The sequence below is a fragment of the Micromonospora polyrhachis genome (assembly GCF_014203835.1).
GTDB classification, from domain to species: Bacteria; Actinomycetota; Actinomycetes; order Mycobacteriales; family Micromonosporaceae; genus Micromonospora_H; species Micromonospora_H polyrhachis.
Window position 1 is genome coordinate 4,243,934 of the sequence record NZ_JACHJW010000001.1, and the last position, 18,614, is coordinate 4,262,547.

Sequence of the window (18,614 nt, forward strand, 5' to 3'; positions counted from 1 at the left end):
GCCCTCAGTTGATGAACCGCAGGTCGCTGATCCACTCAGCGTCCAGCGCCATGATGTAGAAGTCGGTGAGCGCCAGGGTGCCCAGCGTGATCCAGGCGAGTTCCATGTGCCGGGCGTTGAGCCTGGAGACGAACGTCCAGAAGCGGTAGCGCAGTGGGTGCTTGGAGAAGTGTTTGAGCCGGCCGCCGACGATGTGCCGGCAGGAGTGGCAGGAGATCGTGTACGCCCAGAGCATGACCACGTTGCCCAGCAGGATGACGTTGCCGAGCCCGAAACCGAAGCCGTCCGGGGTGTTGAAGGCGAGGATGGCGTCCCAGGTGTTGATTACCGAGATGACGACGGCCGCGAAGAACGCGTAGCGGTGGGCGTTCTGGAAGACCAGCGGGAAGCGGGTCTCACCCGAGTAGGTCTTGTGCCCGTCCGGGACGGCGCAGGCCGGCGGGGAGAGCCAGAACGACCGATAGTAGGCCTTGCGGTAGTAGTAGCAGGTCATCCGGAACAGCAGAAGGAACGGCAGGGTCAGGGCGGCGTCGGGGATGATCCACCAGTCGGGCAGGATGCGGCCGAAGTGCGCCGCCTCCGGGGCGCAGCGTTCGGTCACGCAGGGGGAATAGAACGGGGTCAGGTAGCTGTGCTCCTCGACCCAGTACCACTTGTGCATGAAGACCCGGACCGTCGCGTACGTGACCCAGGCGCCGAGTCCCACCACTGTGATCAGTGACGGGAACCACCAGCGGTCCGTACGCAACGTCTTCGCCGCGATGGCGGCGCGCCGGCGCCCGCCCCCCGGCCTCGTTGCCGTCGATGTCATTCCCTTGTCGTCTTCCTGACGGGGCCCGATCGCCTGACGGGCACGGGTGATGTTCCGGCCGAGCGCGCGGGGGCAGGAAGTGGTGGCCCGCAGCCGCACCACCTGCGTCCGCGTCGATGCACACGTTACGCCGCGCACCGATGACCCTGCGCGCAACGCAGTCTCGCGTGTGTCATCGGGTTCCGAAAGACCCGTTACCAGTTCGATGAGTAGATGTGTATAACTTCACTGATGTATCGCGCCGCTGACCAGCGGGAAGATCGTTTCGTCCGAGAATGACCCGGCAAGAACGAAAGGATCTTGTCGATCAACCGGAGGCGCCGCCGGTGAAGTTCCAGGCGGCAAGCCGCACCGCTGGTGCGACCCACCAGGTGCGGTCCCAACTGTCCGGCTGCCGTACCGCGTGTCGGCCGACGCCGAGCACGGCACCCGGGGCGAGTGCCTTCGGATAGGACTGAGTGAAGCGGAAGTCCCGTACCGCGGCGACGATCTCGCCATCCTCGACCAGCCACACCCCGTTGCGGGTCAGTCCGGTCACCACCAAGCTCTTCGGATCGAGTACCCGGGTGTACCAGAGGTCGGTGACCAGCAGCCCACGCCGTACGTCGGCCACCAGCGCGGCGGCGTCGGCGTCCACCACCGGGCCGGGCACCTGGTGCGGCGGGCTCGGCACGTCCGCCGTCGGTTCGGCAACGTCCTCGGTGACGGGTGCCAGCATCAGGTTGGCTGGCATCGGGCCCCAACTGTGCCCGGCCATGGCGTGCCCGGTCGATTCGGTTCCGGCCTCGGCCGCGGTACGCCGGTCGTGGGCGACGGCCCGGGTGACACCGCGGTCGACCAGGGTGAGTCGTCGGCTCGGGGTGCCCTCGGCGTCGTACGGCAGGTCCGGTCCGCCCAGCACGTCGTCGACCAGCGTGATCGCGGGATCGAACTGCGTAGCGCCTACCTCGGCAAAGGACTGTCGCTCGTTGTGCAGCTTCCCGTTGAACCCATGCCAGGCGAGGTTGTAGAGCAGGTCCGCGACGGCGGTGGGCTCCAGCACGACCTCGTACCGGCCGGGAGGCAGCTCGACCGGATCGGCGGCGGCTCGCGCCTTGGCCGCCGCCCGTCGACCGAGCAGCCCGCCGTCCAGATCGGCCAGCCGAGACGCGGCGAGCCGCGACGCGCCGTCGACACCGTCGGCGCGGGCGATCCCATCCATCGCCGCGTCGGCGGCCCGGCCAGCAACAGACTGCCCGGCGCTGTTGACGAACGCGCCGCTGCGCTCGACGGTACGGCAGTAGCCAGCGGTGACCAGACCATTGGCCGCGTCGACGAAGGCCCGGACCCGTTCGGCCCGCTCGTCCGGTGACGCGTGCGCGGTGGCCTCGTCCCAGTCGCCCTCCCCGGCCAGCGGCGCGGGCGGGGCCAGCCCCGGCCAGGTCGGGTCCGGTGGGGCGAGCCGGGTGGCGGCGAGCGTCCGCTCGACCAGACCCCGAAGCCCGTCGTCACTGGTCAGGGTGGTCGAGCCAGCCGCCGTACGACCGTCCAGGTGCAGCCGGAGCCGCACCCGGGTCGTCGCGTCGGTGACGTTCTGGTGGATGTAGGAGTTGGCGAACCGGGTCAGGGCCAGTTCCCGACGGATGGCGGCAGCCTCCGCCTGCGGGTCCGGGCCGCCGAGCCGACGGACCAACTCGACCACCTGCGCGGCGATGTCCAGTTCGGTGCTCACCCCGTCACCCCCACTCGCACTGCCTGGAACCGGGCCGGCGCGGCCGGGTGTCCGGTGTGGCCGATCTGGCCGGGCTGTCCCTTGCCACAGTTGGGCGTACCCCAGGCGACGATCTCCGAGGAGAGCATGTCCATCGAGCGCCAGAAGAGCGGCCCGATCCCGGTGTAGGTCGGGTTGCGCAGCATCCGCCCCCGCCTACCGTTCTTGATCTCCCAACCGATCTCGCAGCCGAACTGGAAGTTGAGCCGCTTGTCGTCGATCGACCAGGACCGGTTGAAGTCCATCATGACCCCGTCGTCGGTGGCCGAGATCATCTCGTCCAGCGTGTGCGGTCCCGGCTCCAGGCCGACGTTGGTCATCCGTACCATCGGCAGCCGTGCCCAACCGTCGGCGCGTACGCTGCCGGCGTAGTCCAGACCGGCGACGGCGGCCGAGTCCCGACCGGCGAGTACGCCCACCCAGCGGCCCGCGCGCACCGCGTCCCGCTTCGCGGCCGGGGTGCCCTCGTCGTCGAAGCCGAAACTGCCCAACGCGCCCGGGATCGTCGGGTCGATGGTGACGTTCATCAGCTCGGAGCCGTAGCGGAGACTGCCGAGCTGGGCCAGGTCCAGCCAGGAGGTGCCGGCGTAGGCCGCCTCCCAACCCAGGATGCGGTCCAGTTCGATCGCGTGCCCCACCGACTCGTGGATCTGCAACGCCATCTGTTCGCTGCCGAGGATCAGTGTGGTCTCGCCGGCCGGGCAGGGTGGTGCGGTGAGCAGCGCCCGCGCCTCCTCGGCGATCCGGGCGGCGTGCGCCGACAGGTCGAGGGAGTCGACCAGTTCCCAGCCTCTGGTGCCGTACTGGCCGCGGTAGCTCGGATAGGACCGGCGCTGGGTCTCGCCATCGCCGATCACAGTGGCCGAGATGCCCGCCCCGCACTCCCGGATGTGTTGGTCGATCTGGTGTCCCTCGCTGGAGACGAACCACTTGCGGGTGTCCCAGATCTGGTAGAGCCCCTCGGCCAGGTCGGCACCGTGCTCGACCATGGTGCGGGTGGCCCCGACCAGCAGGTCACCCTTGTCGGAGAGGGGCACCGCCAGCGGGTCGATCACATACGGGGACGCCCAACTGCCGCTGACCGCCGGGACCGGGAACAGGCCGGTGTCCGGCCCGGCTACCCGGGCGCTCGCGGCGGCGATCTTCGCGGCGTGGCTACCGGCCGCGTGGGCGGCCCGCTCCGAGATGTCGGGTACGGCGTAGAAGCCCCAACTCGACCCGACCAGTGCCCGTACGCCGATGCCGGCGTCCTCGTCCTGGGAGAGTCCCTCGATCTCGCCGTTGCGGGCGGTCATCGACTCGTACCGGCGGTGCATCACCCGGGCGTCCGCGTATCGGGCTCCCGCGTCGAGCGCGGCGCGCACGGCAGCGGTGGCCACATCGAAGTGGGTCATGCCCTGACCCTATGCAAGAACTCCGGTCAGTGGCGAGCCGGTAACTCACTGAGTGTCAGTGGGGCAGTAACTCGCTCGGGGCGATCTCGGCGGTCACCGGGTCGGTGAGGTGTAGCGTCTGGCCGGGCTTGGTGACCGACTCCTCGACGTAGTGCTGACCGTCGAGGCGGTAGAGGTGCAGCGTGCCGGTGTCCTGCTCGACCAGGAGATACCACGGGATGCCGGCGACCGCGTAGTAGTGCATCTTCAGCACCTTGTCCGCCGCCGCGTTGCTCGGCGAGAGAATCTCGCAGACCAGCCTGACGTCGCTCGCGTCGATGACGAGTTCGTCGAAGTCGATGTCGTCGGTGACGACCAGGTCCGGGATCGGCATCCGCCCGGCCCGCAGCCGTACGTTGACCGCCTCCAGCACGTACAGCTCCGCAGCTCGGACAGCCGAGCGGAGCATCACACGTAGCTCTCCGGAGATGTGTTGATGGCGAGGAGCGGGGACAGGGGTCACGTACAGGCTGCCGTCGAAGAGTTCGACCCGTTCCTGGGTGCCGTCGAGCGCGAGGTACTCCTCCTCGGTCCACGGCCCACCGTGCCCGAACACCGCTGCCGTCATCGTCACCTCCGAAGTCGCCCGGACAACCAGTCTTCCGCGGACGGAGAACGAGTTGACGGATGTCTGGTTACGGGTGATCCGACGAAGCCTTCGGCTAGTGGAGTGGACAGGCCGGGACGCACGGTCTTGAATATGGGGTGAGCTGCGAAGTTCCTTGATGCCGAGTCGTTACGCACGGCCCCGCTGACACGGTCGGTGTTTGTAGCTTAGTTTCACCCTCTAGCCACTGCTGTAAGTTCTCTTCATCACATGCCCGGGTGTGACATGTCCGGGTTCGTCCGGGGACGTAGTCAGTGGGGACCCGTTGACGGGCAGGGAGAGGGAGGCGGTCGTGGGGATGCCAGCATCGGCCGATTCCGGGGAACCGGACGTCCAACCGCCGAACAAGGGGACGACCCCGAGGCAACGTACGGCCGAAGACCCGTACCTGCGGGTCAACGACCTGAAGGTGCACTTCGACACCGAGGACGGTGTGGTCCGAGCGGTCGACGGGGTGTCGTTCAGTGTCGAACGGGGACAGACCCTGGGCATCGTCGGCGAGTCGGGCTCGGGCAAGAGCGTGACCAGCCTGGCGATCCTCGGCCTGCACAACGCCCGGCGTACGACCATCACCGGGCAGATCCAGGTCGGCGGGCAGGAACTCGTCGGAATGCCAGAGCACGAGATCCGCAAACTGCGTGGCCGGGACCTGTCGATGATCTTCCAGGATCCGCTCTCCGCGCTGCACCCCTACTACACGGTGGGCCGGCAGATCGCCGAGGCGTACCGGATCCACCACCCGGAGGCGAACAAGCGGGGGGCCCGGCAGCGGGCCATCGACATGCTCGGCCGGGTCGGCATCCCGCAGCCGGCCAAGCGGGTCGACCAGTACCCGCACGAGTTCTCCGGCGGCATGCGGCAGCGGGCGATGATCGCGATGTCCCTGGTCAACGACCCGGCCCTGGTCATCGCCGACGAGCCGACCACCGCCCTGGACGTCACCGTGCAGGCGCAGATCCTCGACCTGCTGGAGGACCTTCAAGCGGAGTTCAACTCCGCGATCATCATGATCACCCACGACCTCGGTGTGGTCAGCCAGGTCGCCGACGAGGTACTGGTGATGTACGGCGGACGGGCCGTCGAGCGCGGCAGCGTCGAGCAGGTGCTCCGCCGGCCGCAGCACCCGTACACCTGGGGGTTGCTCTCCAGTGTGCCGTCGTTGCACGGTGACGCCGACGCGGACCTCGTCCCGATCAAGGGCAACCCGCCGAGCCTGATCAACCTGCCGCCGGGCTGCGCCTTCCACCCCCGCTGCCGGTACGCCGAACGGACCGACGGCCGGTCCAGCACCGATGTGCCCGAGCTACTGCCGGTACGGGAGGCGGGGCACCTGGTCGCCTGCCACCTGCCGGAGGAGGAACGGGCGCGGATCCACGCCGACGAGATCGTCCAGTTGGGGGTGGCCCGATGACCGTGACGGCGATGCCGGACACGAAGCCGGCGACGGGGCAGGATGCGCTGCTGCGGGTGGAAGGGCTGACCAAGCACTTCCCGGTACGCGGCGGTGGGCACAGCGGAATGGTCCGGGCGGTCGACGGCCTCGACTTCGAGGTCCGCCCCGGGGAGACCCTGGGGCTGGTCGGCGAGTCCGGTTGCGGCAAGACCACCACCGGTCGGATGCTGGTGCGGCTGTTGGAGCCCAGCGACGGGCGGATCGTCTTCGAGGGGCAGGACATCACGCACGCCGGTCGCCGGGCGCTACGCCCGCTCCGGCAGGACCTACAGATCATCTTCCAGGACCCGTACGCGTCGTTGAATCCCCGGCACACCGTCGGCGAGATCGTGGCGATGCCGCTGCGAGTCAACGGGATCAAGCCGCCCGGCGGGGTGAAACAGCGGGTACGCGAGCTGCTGGAACTGGTCGGGTTGAACCCGGAGCACTACAACCGCTATCCGCACGAGTTCTCCGGCGGCCAGCGGCAGCGAATCGGTATCGCCCGTGCCTTGGCCCTGCGGCCCAAACTGATCGTGGCCGACGAGCCGGTCTCCGCGCTGGACGTCTCGATCCAGGCCCAGGTCATCAACCTGCTGCGCGACCTGCAACGTGAACTCGGTCTGGCCTTCGTCTTCATCGCCCACGACCTGGCCGTGGTGCGGCACTTCTGCCAGCGGGTCGCGGTCATGTACCTGGGCAAGATCGTGGAGATGGGCGACCGGGCCGACATCTACGAGCGGCCGCAGCATCCGTACACCCGGGCGCTGCTCTCGGCGATCCCGGACGTCACGCAACTCGGTCCGGCGGGGCGGATCCGGCTGACCGGGGACGTGCCGACTCCGCTCGACCCGCCGTCGGGCTGCCGGTTCCGTACCCGGTGTTGGAAGGCCGAGGAGCGGTGCGCGACCGAGGAACCGGCGTTGGTGTCCCGCGACGGCGGCCGGCAGGTCACGGCGTGCCACTTCCCAGAGAGCGGGCCGGTCCAGTGAGCGCGAGGAGCGAGCCGGGTTTGCGAGCCCCGCAGTCGCGATCGAGGACGGCCCCAGTGAGCGCGAGGAGCGAGCGTTCCGGGGCGGCTCGCGTGGGACGCGGCCGAGCCGGAATGCGAGTTGAGCTGGGTTTGCGAGCCCCGCAGTCGCGATCGAGGACGGCCCCAGTGAGCGCGAGGAGCGAGCTGGGTTTGCGAGCCCCGCAGTCGCGATCGAAGGCGGCCCCAGTGAGCGTTTTTCCCAATCGCGTGGAGGTGACGCGATGAGCCTGTCCCCGGTGGAGGGTGTCGCACTGGCCGAGGCCGAGTCCGGCAAAATGGTCGAGTCCGGCGGTGGGGCGGACGTCCCCAAGGCCAAGGGCATCGTCGGCCGTTCGCCCGGGCAACTTGCCTGGGCCCGGCTCCGGCGCGACCGGACCGCGATGATCAGCGGCGCGGTCCTGGTCCTGTTCCTGGTCGTCGCGCTCGCCGCGCCGTTGATCGAGATGCTGTACGGCATCGATCCGAACGAGCGGGCGATGGACCGGCTGGACAATCACGGAATGCCGCTGGGATACCTCGGTGGCATCACCGGCGAGCACTGGTTCGGCCTGGAGCCGAACACCGGCCGGGACATCTTCATCCGCCTGGTCTACGGCCTGCGGACCTCGTTGTTCATCGCCTTCACCGCCGCGATCGTGACCGCGGCGATCGGTATCGTCACCGGCATCCTCGCCGGCTACCTCGGTGGCTGGTGGGACTCGGTGATCACCTGGATCACCGACCTTGTCCTGGCCATGCCGTTCCTGATCATCGCGTTGGCGGTGATGCCGACCATGGCGCTGCGCTTCTACGGGATGCGCGAAGAGGTGACGGTGACCTTCCAGGTGACGGTCCTGATCACGATCTTCGCGGTGTTCGGCTGGACCAGCACCGCCCGGTTGGTCCGCGGCCAGGTGATCGCCCTGCGAGAACGGGAGTTCGTCGAGGCGGCCCGGGCCAGCGGAGCCGGGCTGGGACACATGCTGTTCCGGCAGATCCTGCCGAACATCTGGGCCCCGATCCTGGTCTCCTTCTCGCTGGCGGTGCCGGCGTACATCACCAATGAGGCGGCGCTGTCGTTCATCGGGATCGGGCTCAGTGACGAATCGGCCAGCTTCGGTCGGATGATCTTTCGTAGCCTGAGCTACCTACAGACCGATCCGGCGTACGTCTTCTTCCCCGGTTTCGCGATCTTCGCGCTGGTGTTCGCTTTCAACCTCTTCGGTGACTCGCTGCGCGACGCGCTCGACCCGAAGTCCTCCCGGTAGGGGTGCGTGATGACGCGGTTCTTTGTCAAACGGCTGCTCTCCGCGGTGCTGACCCTGTTCGCGGTGAGCGTGCTCAGCTTCCTGATGTTCTTCGCCCTGCCCAAGGACCCGGTCAACGGGATGTGCCCGAAGAACTGCAACGCCGAGCGGTTGGAGCGGGTACGTCAGGAGTTGGGGCTGCGCGATCCGCTGCACACCCAGTACCTCGGGTACATGAAGGGGATCTTCGTCGGCCGGGACCTGGGCAGCGCCCAGGGCGGTCGGTGTGACGCCCCCTGCCTGGGCTACTCCTACGTCAACAGCGAGGCGGTCACCGACACCATGGCCCGGGTGCTGCCGGTGACACTGAGCATCGTGCTCCCGGCGGCCATCCTCTGGCTGGTGCTGGGGGTCGGCCTCGGCATGATCTCGGCCCTGCGCCGGGGCACCCTGCTGGACAAGGTGGCGATCGGGGTCTCGCTCACCGGGGCCTCGCTCCAGCTCTACTTCGTCGGTGCCGTACTGCTGCTGGTCTTCGTCTACAACCTGAAGTTCCTGCCGGTGCCGAGTTACACGTCGATTCTCGATAATCCGGCCAAGTGGGCCAGTGGGCTGGTGTTGGCCTGGCTCGCCCTGGCCTTCCTCTTCTCCGCCATCTATGCCCGACTGTCCCGAGCGCAGATGTTGGAGACGCTCTCCGAGGACTTCATCCGGACCGCGCGCGCCAAGGGCCTGCCAAAATCCAAGGTGTACGGCCGGCACGCGCTCCGCGCCGCCATCACCCCGGTGGTCACGATCGCCGGGTTGGACGTGGGCGGGGCGCTGGGCGGCACGGTCATCACCGAGACCACCTTCGGCATCCAGGGGTTGGGTCGTACGGCGGTGGAGGCGGTGCGCGGCGGTGACCTGCCCACCATCATGGCAACGGTGCTGATCGCGGCGTTCTTCGTGGTCGTGGCCAACCTGGTGGTCGACCTGCTCTACGCCGTCATCGACCCCCGCGTCCGCCTCGGGTAACCAGACCTTCCGCCGTAGGCCAACCGCTATCGAGGTCTTTGGGTGCATTGATTGTCGCGGGAGCGACAATCAATGCACCCAAACCAGTGCGTGCGTCGCCTTCCGCAGGCACGCCCGATGTTTCGCCGATTCTGGGCGCGCTGAATAGGAGCATCGTCCAGTCTCTCCCGTGTAGACGTCGGCCGGCGGCGTGCCATTGCCACCTGCACTTATGCGCCCTAAAGTGCTGCGCGTAGTGGAGAAATCACACCGTGCAGCAATGCGTCTTGTGGACGTCCGAGGACGTTCCGGGCGTCCACCGGGAGAATGGCTATGAACAATCTGCTGCGTACTGCCATGGCCGAGGCGGGCGAGACGGCCGAGTCGTTGGCGGGCCACGTCGGGGTTGACCCGAAGACAGTCGGGCGGTGGCTCTCACCAGGTCGGGTGCCCCACCCTCGGCACCGGATGGCAGCGGCCAAGGCCCTCGGTCGGGAGATCGGTGAGCTCTGGCCGGATGCGGTGCGGCCCCGCGTACCGGCATGGTTCCGGCCGTGGGCGGACCTCGAACGGGAGGCGACGGCGCTGCGGTCGTTTCAGGTCGCGGTGCTACCCGGCCTGTTGCAGACCGAGGCCTACGCCCGCGCGGTGCTGAGCAGCGGTCCGCTTGCCGCCGACGAGGTGGAGGGATACGTCGCGACCCGGTTGGAGCGACAGGCGGCCGTCCTCGACCGACCCCGCCCGCCGCTGACCATCTTCGTGATCGACGAGGCGGCGCTGTGGCGGGGCGATCCGGAGATCATGCGACCTCAGCTCGACCACCTGGTCGCCATCTCCGAGCGGCCGAACGTGCTGGTGCACGTGCTGCCCCTGCGGGCCGGCTTCCACCCCGGCCAGGCCGGCGCGTTCGTCATCGCCAGTGTCGACGGTGACGGCGACGTCGGATACATCGACGACCAGGCCGAGGGGCGGATCGTCAAGGACATTGCCCCGCTCTGGCACACCTGGGACACTCTGAGGTCGGTGGCGCTCCCGCGTGACCTGTCCAGAGAGCATCTAGAGGCGCGAACATGGCTGAGATGACCGGCGCCCGCTGGCGCACGAGCACCCGCAGCAGCTCCAACGGTGGCGACTGTGTCGAGGTCGCCGACAACCTGCCTGGTGTGGTGCTGGTCAGGGACAGCAAGGATCGGGACGGCGGCACGCTTGCCTTCGGGGCCGACGTCTGGCGCGCCTTCGTCGGTTTCGCCGGAGGGCGCTAGCGACACGTCAACGTCTGGCGCTAGCGACACCTCGGGCTCAGTGCCCGGTGCATCGAGTCGACCGGTTCTCTTGGTGACGCTGCGGGTACGGGGTGCTGGGATGTCCCGCATCGGTCGGGAACGGTGCTGACCTGGCCACGATCGTGGCAAAACTTATCGTTAACTGTTACACAATTCGTAGATTTCCTTCACTACGATCCGTGGGGCGTCGGCGGTCTTCGCCCGGCGGCTACGCAGCACATTCGGTGGAGGAGGAACATCATGCGACCACGGGTGGCGGCCGCCGCAGGCGGCGCTATCGCACTGGTGGTGACATTGGGTGCGTGCACGGAGAACACCGGCGAGGGCACCAATGTAGACATCAACCGTACCCAGACCGGGGTCATCGCGACCGACCCGAAGGACTCCCTCGGGCCCGCGCCGGAGGTGCCGGGTGCCAAGAAGGGCGGCACCTTCACGATCCTTCGGGAAACCAAGATCGTGCACCTGGACCCGCAGCGGACGTACTCGTTCGTGGGTCTGATGAACGCCCCGCTCTACAGCCGTTACCTGACCACCTGGAAGGACGACGGCAAGGGCAAGCTGACGCTGGTCGGCGACCTGGCCGAGACCCCGGGCAAGAACGTCAACAACGACTGCAAGGTCTGGGAATTCAAGATCAAGGACGGGGTCAAGTTCGAGGACGGCCGGCCGATCACCTCGAAGGAGATCGCGTACGGCATCGCCCGCTCGTTCGACCTCGACCTCACCGGCGGCCCGACCTACATCCAGGAATGGCTGGTCGACAGCCCGCAGTTCGACACCAAGTGGAACTTCAAGGCCAACAAGGACTCGCTGCCGCCGGGGTTGACCACGCCGGACCCGAAGACGCTGCGCTTCGAGTTCAACAAGCCCCGCTGTGACCTGCCGTTCGCCGTGTCCCTGCCGACCACCGCGCCGCTGCCGGCCGACAAGGACACCGGTGTCAACCTGGACAACGCGCCGTTCTCGTCCGGCCCGTACAAGGTCACCAAGCACACCGTCGGCACCGAGCTGGTGCTGGAGCGCAACGAGCACTGGGACCCGGCCACTGACGCGGTACGCCACCAGTATCCGGACAAGTTCGTCTGGACCTTCGGCCCGGACCAGTCCGCCGCAGCCAACCGGGTCATCGCCGACGGCGGGGCCGACCAGGCCGCGCTGTCCTGGAACAGCATCCCCTCCTCGCTGGTCGCCCGGGTCGCCGGGGACGCGGCGCTGAAGAGCCGCACCCTGCTTGCGCCCACGCCGCAGACCAACAACCTGGTGATCAACACTCAGCGGGTCACCGACCTGTCGATCCGGCAGGCGCTCAACTACGCGATCGACCGGGACGGTCTGATCAAGACCCTCGGCGGTGAGACGGTTGCCCAGCCGCTGACCACGCTGCTGCCGCCGGCCACGATCGGCTTCAAGCAGTACGAGGCGTACCCGGCCGGCAAGAGCGGCAACATCGAGAAGGCCAAGGAACTGCTCGCCGGCAAGACCCCGGAACTGGTGTTCGGCGCTGCCGACGACGCCGAGGGTCAGGAGGTCGCGACCCAGATCAAGGCCAACCTGGAGAAGGCCGGCTTCAAGATCACGATCCGGAGCATCCCCACCGATGCCCGCCTGGACGAGGTCAAGAAGAAGAACAACCCGTGGGACCTCTACCTCGGTCAGTGGGCGGCGGACTGGCCCAGCGGTGCCTCCATCCTGCCGGTGCTCTACGACGGTCGCACGATCAAGCCCGAGGGCAACAGCAACTCGTCGTTCATCAACAGTGACGCGATCAACGCCGAGTTCGACCGGGTGCTCGCCCTGGACCCGACGGCCCAGGCCGATGAGTGGGCGAAGCTGGACCAGCGGATCATGACCGAACTGGCCCCGGTGGTGCCGCTCTATGTGAACGTGGCCTACTTCGCACACGGCTCGAAGGCCGGCGGGCTCTTCGTCTCCAGCGTCTTCGGGTGGACGTCGTTCGTGGACGCGCACGTCAAGCAGTAGCCGCGCCGCGCGGAGCAGTAGCTGCGTCGCACATGAAGCAGTAGCCGCGTCGCGTGGATTGTGGTGTTAGGAAGGGCCCCTTCTTATGCAGAAGACGATAAGAAGGGGCCCTTCCGCGCATCCCTCCTGCCGCCAGGCCTGTGCTCAGGCGAGGTGTTGGCGCAGGAAGTCGAGCTCCAGGCGGAGCAGGCGCTCGGCCGTACCCCCGGCGGCCATATGGGTGGCCCCGGTCAGCGGCAGCACCGAGTGCGGACGGCCGGCGGCCAACAACGCGGCCGACAGGCGCAGGGTGTGTGCGACCACCACGTTGTCGTCGGCCATGCCGTGCACCAGCAGCATCGGCCGGGCCTCCGCCGGATCGCGTACCGGATCGGCGGCCAACTCCACCAGCGAGTGGTGGGCGTAGATCTCCCCACCGTCGACGGGTAGACCGAGGTAGCGCTCGGTGTAGGCGGTGTCGTAGAGCATCCAGTCGGTGACCGGGGCGCCGACGATGGCGCAGCGGAACAGGTCGGGCCGGCGCAGGGTGGCCAGGGCGGCCAGCCAACCGCCGAACGACCAGCCCCGGATCGCCACCCGGCGCAGATCCAGGTCCGGGTGCTTGTCGGCCAACGCGGCCAGCGCGTCGACCTGGTCCAGCAGGATCACGTCGGCGAGCCGCCGGTGCACCACCTTCTCGAACGACGGGGCCACACCAGGCGTACCCCGGTTGTCGACGGTGACCACGGCGAACCCGGCGTCGGCCCACCACTGCCGTTCCAACCACCGTGACCGTAGCGCCAGCACCTCCTGGTGCCCCGGTCCGCCGTAGATGTCGAGCAGCACCGGCAGCCGTCGACCGGTGACGTGGCTGCTGGGATAGAGCACCGCCGAGGGCAGCCGCCGGTCGGTGACCCGGACCAGCATCGGACGCGGGGCGTACGGCGGGGTGGCGGCCAGCGACCGGATCGCGGCCACCTCACGGTCCCGCTGCCAGACCGTCCATCGGGTGCCGGGGTGGTCGAGCGAGGCGAAGCCCACCACGACCACGTCCCCACCCACCGCGGCGGTGTGCCAGCCGGGATCGGCGGTCAGCCGCTGGGAGTCGGCCCCGGCCACCCCGATCGCGGTCCGGACCCGGAACAGGTGCTGCTGGCTCGGCTCCCCGTTGCTCGCCTCGACCAGCAGGTCGGGGGCACCGTTGCCGCCGGGCAGCCGGCCGACCACCCGGCGTACGTAGAGCGACGGCGGGGTGAGCAGGGTGCCATCGGCGAAGAGACAGCGGGCGTCGTAGCCGTCGTGGGCGAGTTCCCCGCCGACCAGCACCCGCCCGTCGGAGAGGTGGCACGGGGTGCCGGCGACCGGCTCGACCCAGCGCGGGTCGGCGAGTTCGGCGTGCACCTGCGTCTCGCCGGTACGCGGATCGACGGCGAGGACGAGGCCGTGCTGCTGCAACCGGCGCAGTACGGTGATCAGCGGGCCGCCCTCGCTCCAGTGCACCGACACCAGGTAGGGATAGGTCTCCCGATCCCAGTGCACGTCCACCCAGCCGCCGTCCAGGTCCAGCAGGTGCAGGCTCACCTCGGCGTTGGGGCCACCCGAACGGGGGTAGGCGACCGTGGTCGGAGCGGTGGTCGGATCGCTGGGATCGGCCAGGTGCCAGCGGGGCAGCCGGGACTCGTCGACCCGGGCGGCCAGGATCGACCGCCCGTCCGGGGCCCACCAGTAGCCCCGGAACCGGTCGAACTCCTCGGCCGCGACGTACTCGGCCAGCCCCCAGGTGACCCCGGAGTCCTCGCCGGCGAGCAGTGAATCGGTACCGTCCGGGTCGATCACCCGGAGTTGTCCCCGGGGGCTGCCGCCGCCGGCTTCGGTGACGTAGGCGAGCCGCTGGCCGGTGGGATCCGGTCGGGGGTCGACCACCGGCCCGGCGGTGGCCACCTCGACCACGTCCCCGTGCGCCAGGTCGGCCCGGAACAGTCGGCCGCCGAGGGTGAAGACCGCAACCCGGGCTGCCGGGTCGGTGGCGTACCCGCCGATGCCGGCGGCGCTGACCCGCTGCCGTTCCCGCAGTGCCCGTTCGGCCGCCGGAAGCGGGGCGGCCGGCTCGGCACCGAGCAGCAGCGCCGGGTCGGCCACCAGGCGTTCGGTCGCGGTCGCGACGTCGAGTGACCAGAGCGCGTCCACCGGATCCTCGGGACCGGCGGAACGGAGGAACAACACCCGTGAGCCGTCGTTGGCCACCGTCAGCATCCGGGGCGCGCCGTAGCTGAATCGACGGGTACGAGCGGCCAGCTCCGGGTAGTCCACGACGGAATCGTAAGACGGTGGGATCGCCTGTGGGGCCGAGCTGGCGATCGGTACCCGTCCGGTTACATAGGGACTTCCGGACGTGGAACCTCGCTGAGGGTGGCCGTTCGAGGACTCCGTGGCGTGCCCGTCCGATAACTCCTGGAACAAGGTGATCCGCGTTGGCCGCGTACAGTGTCGAGGCGTGACGACTCTCGCTGCCCGCCGGCTTCTGCTGGTCCACGCACATCCCGATGACGAGTCCATCGGGACCGGGGCGACGATGGCCCACTACGTGGCCGCCGGCGCTCAGGTCACCCTGGTGACCTGCACCCTCGGTGAAGAGGGGGAGATCCACGTGCCGGCGCTGGCCGGACTGCTCGCCACCGAGGCCGACCAGCTCGGTGGCTACCGGATCGCGGAGTTGGCCGCCGCCTGTGCGGCGCTGGGCGTCGCCGACCACCGGTTCCTCGGCGGTGCCGGGCGCTACCGCGACTCCGGCATGATGGGCCTGCCCACCAACGACCACCCCCGGGCCTTCTGGGGGGCGGACCTGGACACCGCCGCCGGGCACCTGGTGGAGATCATGCGGGAGGTACGCCCGCAGGTGCTGGTCACCTACGACCCGAACGGCTTCTACGGGCACCCGGACCACATCCAGGCGCACCGGGTGGCGATGCGCGCCGCCGAACTGGCCGCCGCCGAGGGGGTCGGCCCGGCGAAGATCTACTGGACGGCGATGCCGAAGAGTGTGTTGGAAGCCGGCATGACCACGTTCGCCGAGTCGGCGGACAACCCGTTCGCCGGCATCGAGCACGCCGACGACCTGCCGTTCGGCACTCCGGACGAGCAGATCGCGGCCCAGATCGACGGCACCGACCAGCACACTGCCAAGGAGGCGGCGATGCGGGCGCACGCCACCCAGATCCCGGACAACTCGTGGCTCTACTCGATCGCCGGCAACTTCGGCAACGAGTTCATGGGAGTGGAGTACTACACGCTCGCCGTGGGGGAGAAAGGACCGGGCGTGGGCCCGTACGGCTGGGAGGAGGACCTGTTCGCGGGCCTGGCGCTCGACGTCGACCCGGTGGCGGCACCAGCCGGCGCGGTCCGTGCCCCCGTGCAGCCCGGCGAGCCGACCCCGGTGGTCGGTACGTCGGCAGAGGCCGGCGTCCGGTGAGCCTGACCAGTCCGTCCATGTCCGCCTCGCCGCAACTCGAACCCGACCCGCCATCGGGCCGGTGGTCCGCCCTGGAGCCCGCGCTCGACATGGCGTTGCGGGTGATCGGGGGAGCGCTGGCGGTGGCCGGCGCGATACTGACCGCGATACTGGAGTTGGTCTTCGTGACGGCCCGGGTGGGCGGTTATCTGATCGGGGTGTCGGTGGTCATCGCCGTGGTTGCCAACGTCGGGTTGAGCTGGTTCGCTCACCGCGCCGTCGGCAGCAAGGCGGCGGTCGCGCTGCCCGCACTGACCTGGTTCGCGCTGATGGTGGTGGTGGCCGGTGGTACCTCGGAGGGCGACATCCTGCTCGCGGGGAACAACTGGGTGGGACTCGCGATGATCGTCGCTGGCGCGATGGCCTTTGCCGTCATGGCCTTCCGGCTGATTCTGGCACCGCGTCGTTGACCTTGCGGCTTATAGCTCCGCAGCGTCCGAAGTGGTAGACATCTGGGCAGTGAGGCCGAGGTGACGGCGGGGCATGATCCGGGAGGATGCGTGATGAAGGACCGTTGGCTGCCGCTCGGAGTGCTCGCAGGGGTGCTGTTCGCGGTCAACGTCGTTGCCCGATTGATCATCCGGTTCGGGTTCGCGGACGACGTCGATGCGGCCGACCGGATGTCACTGGGGATGTTCGCCCTGATCGGGGTGATCCTCGGGACGGTCGCCTTCCTCTGGGGGCGGCGTCGCCCGGTCAGTCAGTGGAGTCCGGAGGTCGCCGGTGCCGTACTGGTCGCACTGACCCTGACCATCTTCGTCGGCCCGTTCATCAGCGGCACCCAACCGTTCGCGAACGGCGCGGGACAGTTCTTCTCCCAGATCTGGCTCTACGCCGGCTTCACCCTCGGCGGTGCCCTGATCGGGTTCCTGGTGCTGACCGCACTGGGCCTGGACTACCGCTCCCAGTCGTTGAAGCGGTACGCCGAGAGCCGGCAGGCCAAGCCGCGCAAGATCGTCCGTCGCTGACCGACGTCAGGAAGTCGCTGACCGGGCTGGGCACCCGGGCGCTGACCGTTCGGCCGGCGACCTGCATCCACCGGTCAGCGGCCGATCTCCGGTGCCACCCGGGAGACGTACGTGTGGTGGGTGGTGAAACCGAGCCGCCGATAGAGCGCCACCGCGCCGCTGTTGTGCTCCTCCACTTGGAGGAAGGCGTGGCTCGCGCCTCGCTCGACGGCCCAGTCGGCGAGCGCCCGGACCAACTGCCGCGCCAGTCCCTGCCGCCGCGCGGCGGGCACCACCTCGATCAGGGTCAGGCCGAGCCACCGCCCTTCGCCGGTGACCGTGCCCCGGGCGACGCCCAGCAGTTGCGGATCGGCGTCGTCGAGGTCGGCGTACAGGTGGGCGAAGCGGACCTGGTCCACGGCGGTGAGCACGTGCCACGCGGCGGCCGGCAGTTCTGCGGCCGGTAGCGCGGTAGCCGACAGTTCGGCGGCCTGGGCGGCCGGTAGCGCGGCTGCCGGCAGTTCGGCGGCCTGGGCGGCCTTACGGGCGGCGGCGAGCGCGACCCAGGCGGCCGACGGTTCGGTGTCCAGCCGCACCGGGGGGAGGTCGGTCCGGGGCGGTACGGCTGCCAGGAGCGCCGTCAGCGGGATGGTCTGCACCAGGACTGGCGGACGGGCGGTCCAGCCCCGCCGGTCGAGCGCGATGCCGATCGGCGCGGCCAGCGGCAGCGGTACGTTGATCGTGGCGGGCTGGTGTCGGGCGGCGTACCAGTCGACGACCGCGTCGATGGCGGCCTCCAGGGGGCGGTCCGGGTCGCCGATCGGCAGGGCGGAGTTGGCTCGCCCGGTCCAACCGCCAGCCGCCCGTAGCCGCCAGTCGCCCAGCCGATCCTGCACCGGGGCTGGCCAGGCCTCGTTGGCGGCCAACTCCAGGCCGACCACTGCGGTAGCGGTCGGTCGGCGCGCGGGGGGCACCCGCTTGGCGCGGTGCACCTCGGTCAGCGGCACGCGAAGCTCGCCCTTGGCGGTTGCCATGGTGAGATGGGTCTCGGTCAGCTCGACGAGCTCGCCCAACGCGTCGGAAAAGACCGTACGGCCGTCCCGAATTCCCACAATTCGCCGGACTACCATCCGGTGTCCTACATCCTGCCGTCGGAGCACGATCGACCCCCTCCCCGGCGAGATACTAGGCTCTAACTGTCGCGGTTCATCGCGGCGTGGCTGGCGAGGGTTCCGGGTCGGCTCGCGTGAGACGATGCGGTCGCGCCGGAATCCGAGTTCGGAGGAGAAGATCGGTGACCTACATCATCGCCGAGCCGTGCGTGGATGTGCTCGACAAGGCATGCATCGAGGAGTGCCCGGTCGACTGCATCTACGAGGGCAACCGGATGCTCTACATCCACCCCGACGAGTGCGTCGACTGCGGGGCCTGTGAGCCGGTCTGCCCGGTCGAAGCGATCTTCTACGAGGACGACGTCCCGGAGCAGTGGAAGGACTACACCTCGGCGAACTACGAGTTCTTCGAGGACCTCGGCTCGCCGGGCGGTGCCTCCAAGATCGGCAAGGTGGAGAAGGACGCCACCTTCGTCGCGGCCCAGCCGCCGCGTGGAGAAGGGCACTGAGCCGG

General features: G+C 69.0%; 17 protein-coding genes. 11 read left to right on the forward strand and 6 right to left on the reverse strand.

Going from position 1 to position 18,614, the window contains the following annotated elements; all coding sequences use genetic code 11:
* Positions 1-4 precede the first annotated feature (4 nt).
* The 4 genes from sdhC to FHR38_RS18670 all read right to left on the reverse strand — a co-directional run bounded on the left by sdhC (position 5) and on the right by FHR38_RS18670 (position 4,562).
* The gene (sdhC, locus tag FHR38_RS18655; RefSeq protein WP_184535871.1) at positions 5-811 is read right to left on the reverse strand and encodes a succinate dehydrogenase subunit SdhC; all 807 of its coding nucleotides are present in this window, start codon (positions 809-811) and stop codon (positions 5-7) included.
* A 307-nt stretch (positions 812-1,118) separates the two neighbouring features.
* Positions 1,119-2,522: a TldD/PmbA family protein gene (locus FHR38_RS18660; RefSeq protein ID WP_312882257.1), complete on the reverse strand. Its 1,404-nt coding sequence runs from the start codon at positions 2,520-2,522 to the stop codon at positions 1,119-1,121.
* A complete protein-coding gene (locus FHR38_RS18665) occupies positions 2,519-3,955 on the reverse strand; it encodes a TldD/PmbA family protein (protein WP_184535872.1) in 1,437 nt (478 codons plus the stop codon). Before FHR38_RS18665 ends, FHR38_RS18660 begins: the two co-directional genes overlap by 4 nt.
* A 55-nt stretch (positions 3,956-4,010) precedes the next feature.
* Positions 4,011-4,562 carry a Uma2 family endonuclease gene (locus FHR38_RS18670; RefSeq protein ID WP_184535873.1) on the reverse strand — a complete coding sequence of 184 codons (552 nt, stop codon included), beginning with the start codon at positions 4,560-4,562 and terminating at the stop codon, positions 4,011-4,013.
* Positions 4,563-4,899: 337 nt separating this feature from the next.
* Here FHR38_RS18670 and FHR38_RS18675 point away from each other — a divergent pair, with 337 nt between their 5' ends.
* From FHR38_RS18675 to FHR38_RS18705, 7 genes are all read left to right on the forward strand, one after another.
* Positions 4,900-6,012 carry an ABC transporter ATP-binding protein gene (locus FHR38_RS18675; protein WP_184539875.1) on the forward strand — a complete coding sequence of 371 codons (1,113 nt, stop codon included), beginning with the start codon at positions 4,900-4,902 and terminating at the stop codon, positions 6,010-6,012.
* Positions 6,009-7,025, forward strand: a complete 1,017-nt coding sequence (locus tag FHR38_RS18680; RefSeq protein ID WP_246446611.1) for an ABC transporter ATP-binding protein — start codon at positions 6,009-6,011, stop codon at positions 7,023-7,025. Before FHR38_RS18675 ends, FHR38_RS18680 begins: the two co-directional genes overlap by 4 nt.
* A 262-nt stretch (positions 7,026-7,287) precedes the next feature.
* Complete coding sequence (locus FHR38_RS18685; protein WP_184535874.1) at positions 7,288-8,313, forward strand: ABC transporter permease; 1,026 nt, start codon at positions 7,288-7,290, stop codon at positions 8,311-8,313.
* 9 nt (positions 8,314-8,322) lie between these two features.
* Positions 8,323-9,309: an ABC transporter permease gene (locus FHR38_RS18690; protein ID WP_184535875.1), complete on the forward strand. Its 987-nt coding sequence runs from the start codon at positions 8,323-8,325 to the stop codon at positions 9,307-9,309.
* A 312-nt stretch (positions 9,310-9,621) separates the two neighbouring features.
* A complete protein-coding gene (locus FHR38_RS18695; RefSeq protein WP_184535876.1) occupies positions 9,622-10,371 on the forward strand; it encodes a helix-turn-helix domain-containing protein in 750 nt (249 codons plus the stop codon).
* Positions 10,368-10,550, forward strand: a complete 183-nt coding sequence (locus tag FHR38_RS18700; RefSeq protein ID WP_184539879.1) for a DUF397 domain-containing protein — start codon at positions 10,368-10,370, stop codon at positions 10,548-10,550. Before FHR38_RS18695 ends, FHR38_RS18700 begins: the two co-directional genes overlap by 4 nt.
* A gap of 261 nt (positions 10,551-10,811) precedes the next feature.
* Positions 10,812-12,554: an ABC transporter substrate-binding protein gene (locus tag FHR38_RS18705; protein WP_184535877.1), complete on the forward strand. Its 1,743-nt coding sequence runs from the start codon at positions 10,812-10,814 to the stop codon at positions 12,552-12,554.
* Between the two features lie 144 nt (positions 12,555-12,698).
* Here the strand turns inward: FHR38_RS18705 and FHR38_RS18710 are convergent, their stop codons facing one another.
* A complete protein-coding gene (locus FHR38_RS18710; protein ID WP_184535878.1) occupies positions 12,699-14,843 on the reverse strand; it encodes a S9 family peptidase in 2,145 nt (714 codons plus the stop codon).
* 184 nt (positions 14,844-15,027) lie between these two features.
* On the opposite strand from FHR38_RS18710, the gene mshB reads away from it, so the two are divergent.
* The 3 genes from mshB (at position 15,028) to FHR38_RS18725 (ending at position 17,009) form a co-directional block, all read left to right on the forward strand.
* The gene (gene mshB, locus FHR38_RS18715; RefSeq protein WP_184535879.1) at positions 15,028-16,002 is read left to right on the forward strand and encodes an N-acetyl-1-D-myo-inositol-2-amino-2-deoxy-alpha-D-glucopyranoside deacetylase; all 975 of its coding nucleotides are present in this window, start codon (positions 15,028-15,030) and stop codon (positions 16,000-16,002) included.
* Between the two features lie 17 nt (positions 16,003-16,019).
* Complete coding sequence (locus FHR38_RS18720) at positions 16,020-16,451, forward strand: hypothetical protein (RefSeq protein ID WP_376771487.1); 432 nt, start codon at positions 16,020-16,022, stop codon at positions 16,449-16,451.
* 93 nt (positions 16,452-16,544) lie between these two features.
* Positions 16,545-17,009 (forward strand): hypothetical protein, encoded by a 465-nt coding sequence (locus FHR38_RS18725; RefSeq protein WP_184535880.1) that lies wholly within the window; start codon positions 16,545-16,547, stop codon positions 17,007-17,009.
* A 74-nt stretch (positions 17,010-17,083) separates the two neighbouring features.
* On the opposite strand, the gene FHR38_RS18730 is transcribed toward FHR38_RS18725, so the two are convergent.
* Positions 17,084-18,148, reverse strand: a complete 1,065-nt coding sequence (locus FHR38_RS18730) for a GNAT family N-acetyltransferase (RefSeq protein ID WP_184535881.1) — start codon at positions 18,146-18,148, stop codon at positions 17,084-17,086.
* Between the two features lie 134 nt (positions 18,149-18,282).
* On the opposite strand from FHR38_RS18730, the gene fdxA reads away from it, so the two are divergent.
* Positions 18,283-18,609: a ferredoxin gene (gene fdxA / locus FHR38_RS31620; RefSeq protein ID WP_312882260.1), complete on the forward strand. Its 327-nt coding sequence runs from the start codon at positions 18,283-18,285 to the stop codon at positions 18,607-18,609.
* Positions 18,610-18,614: the final 5 nt, after the last annotated feature.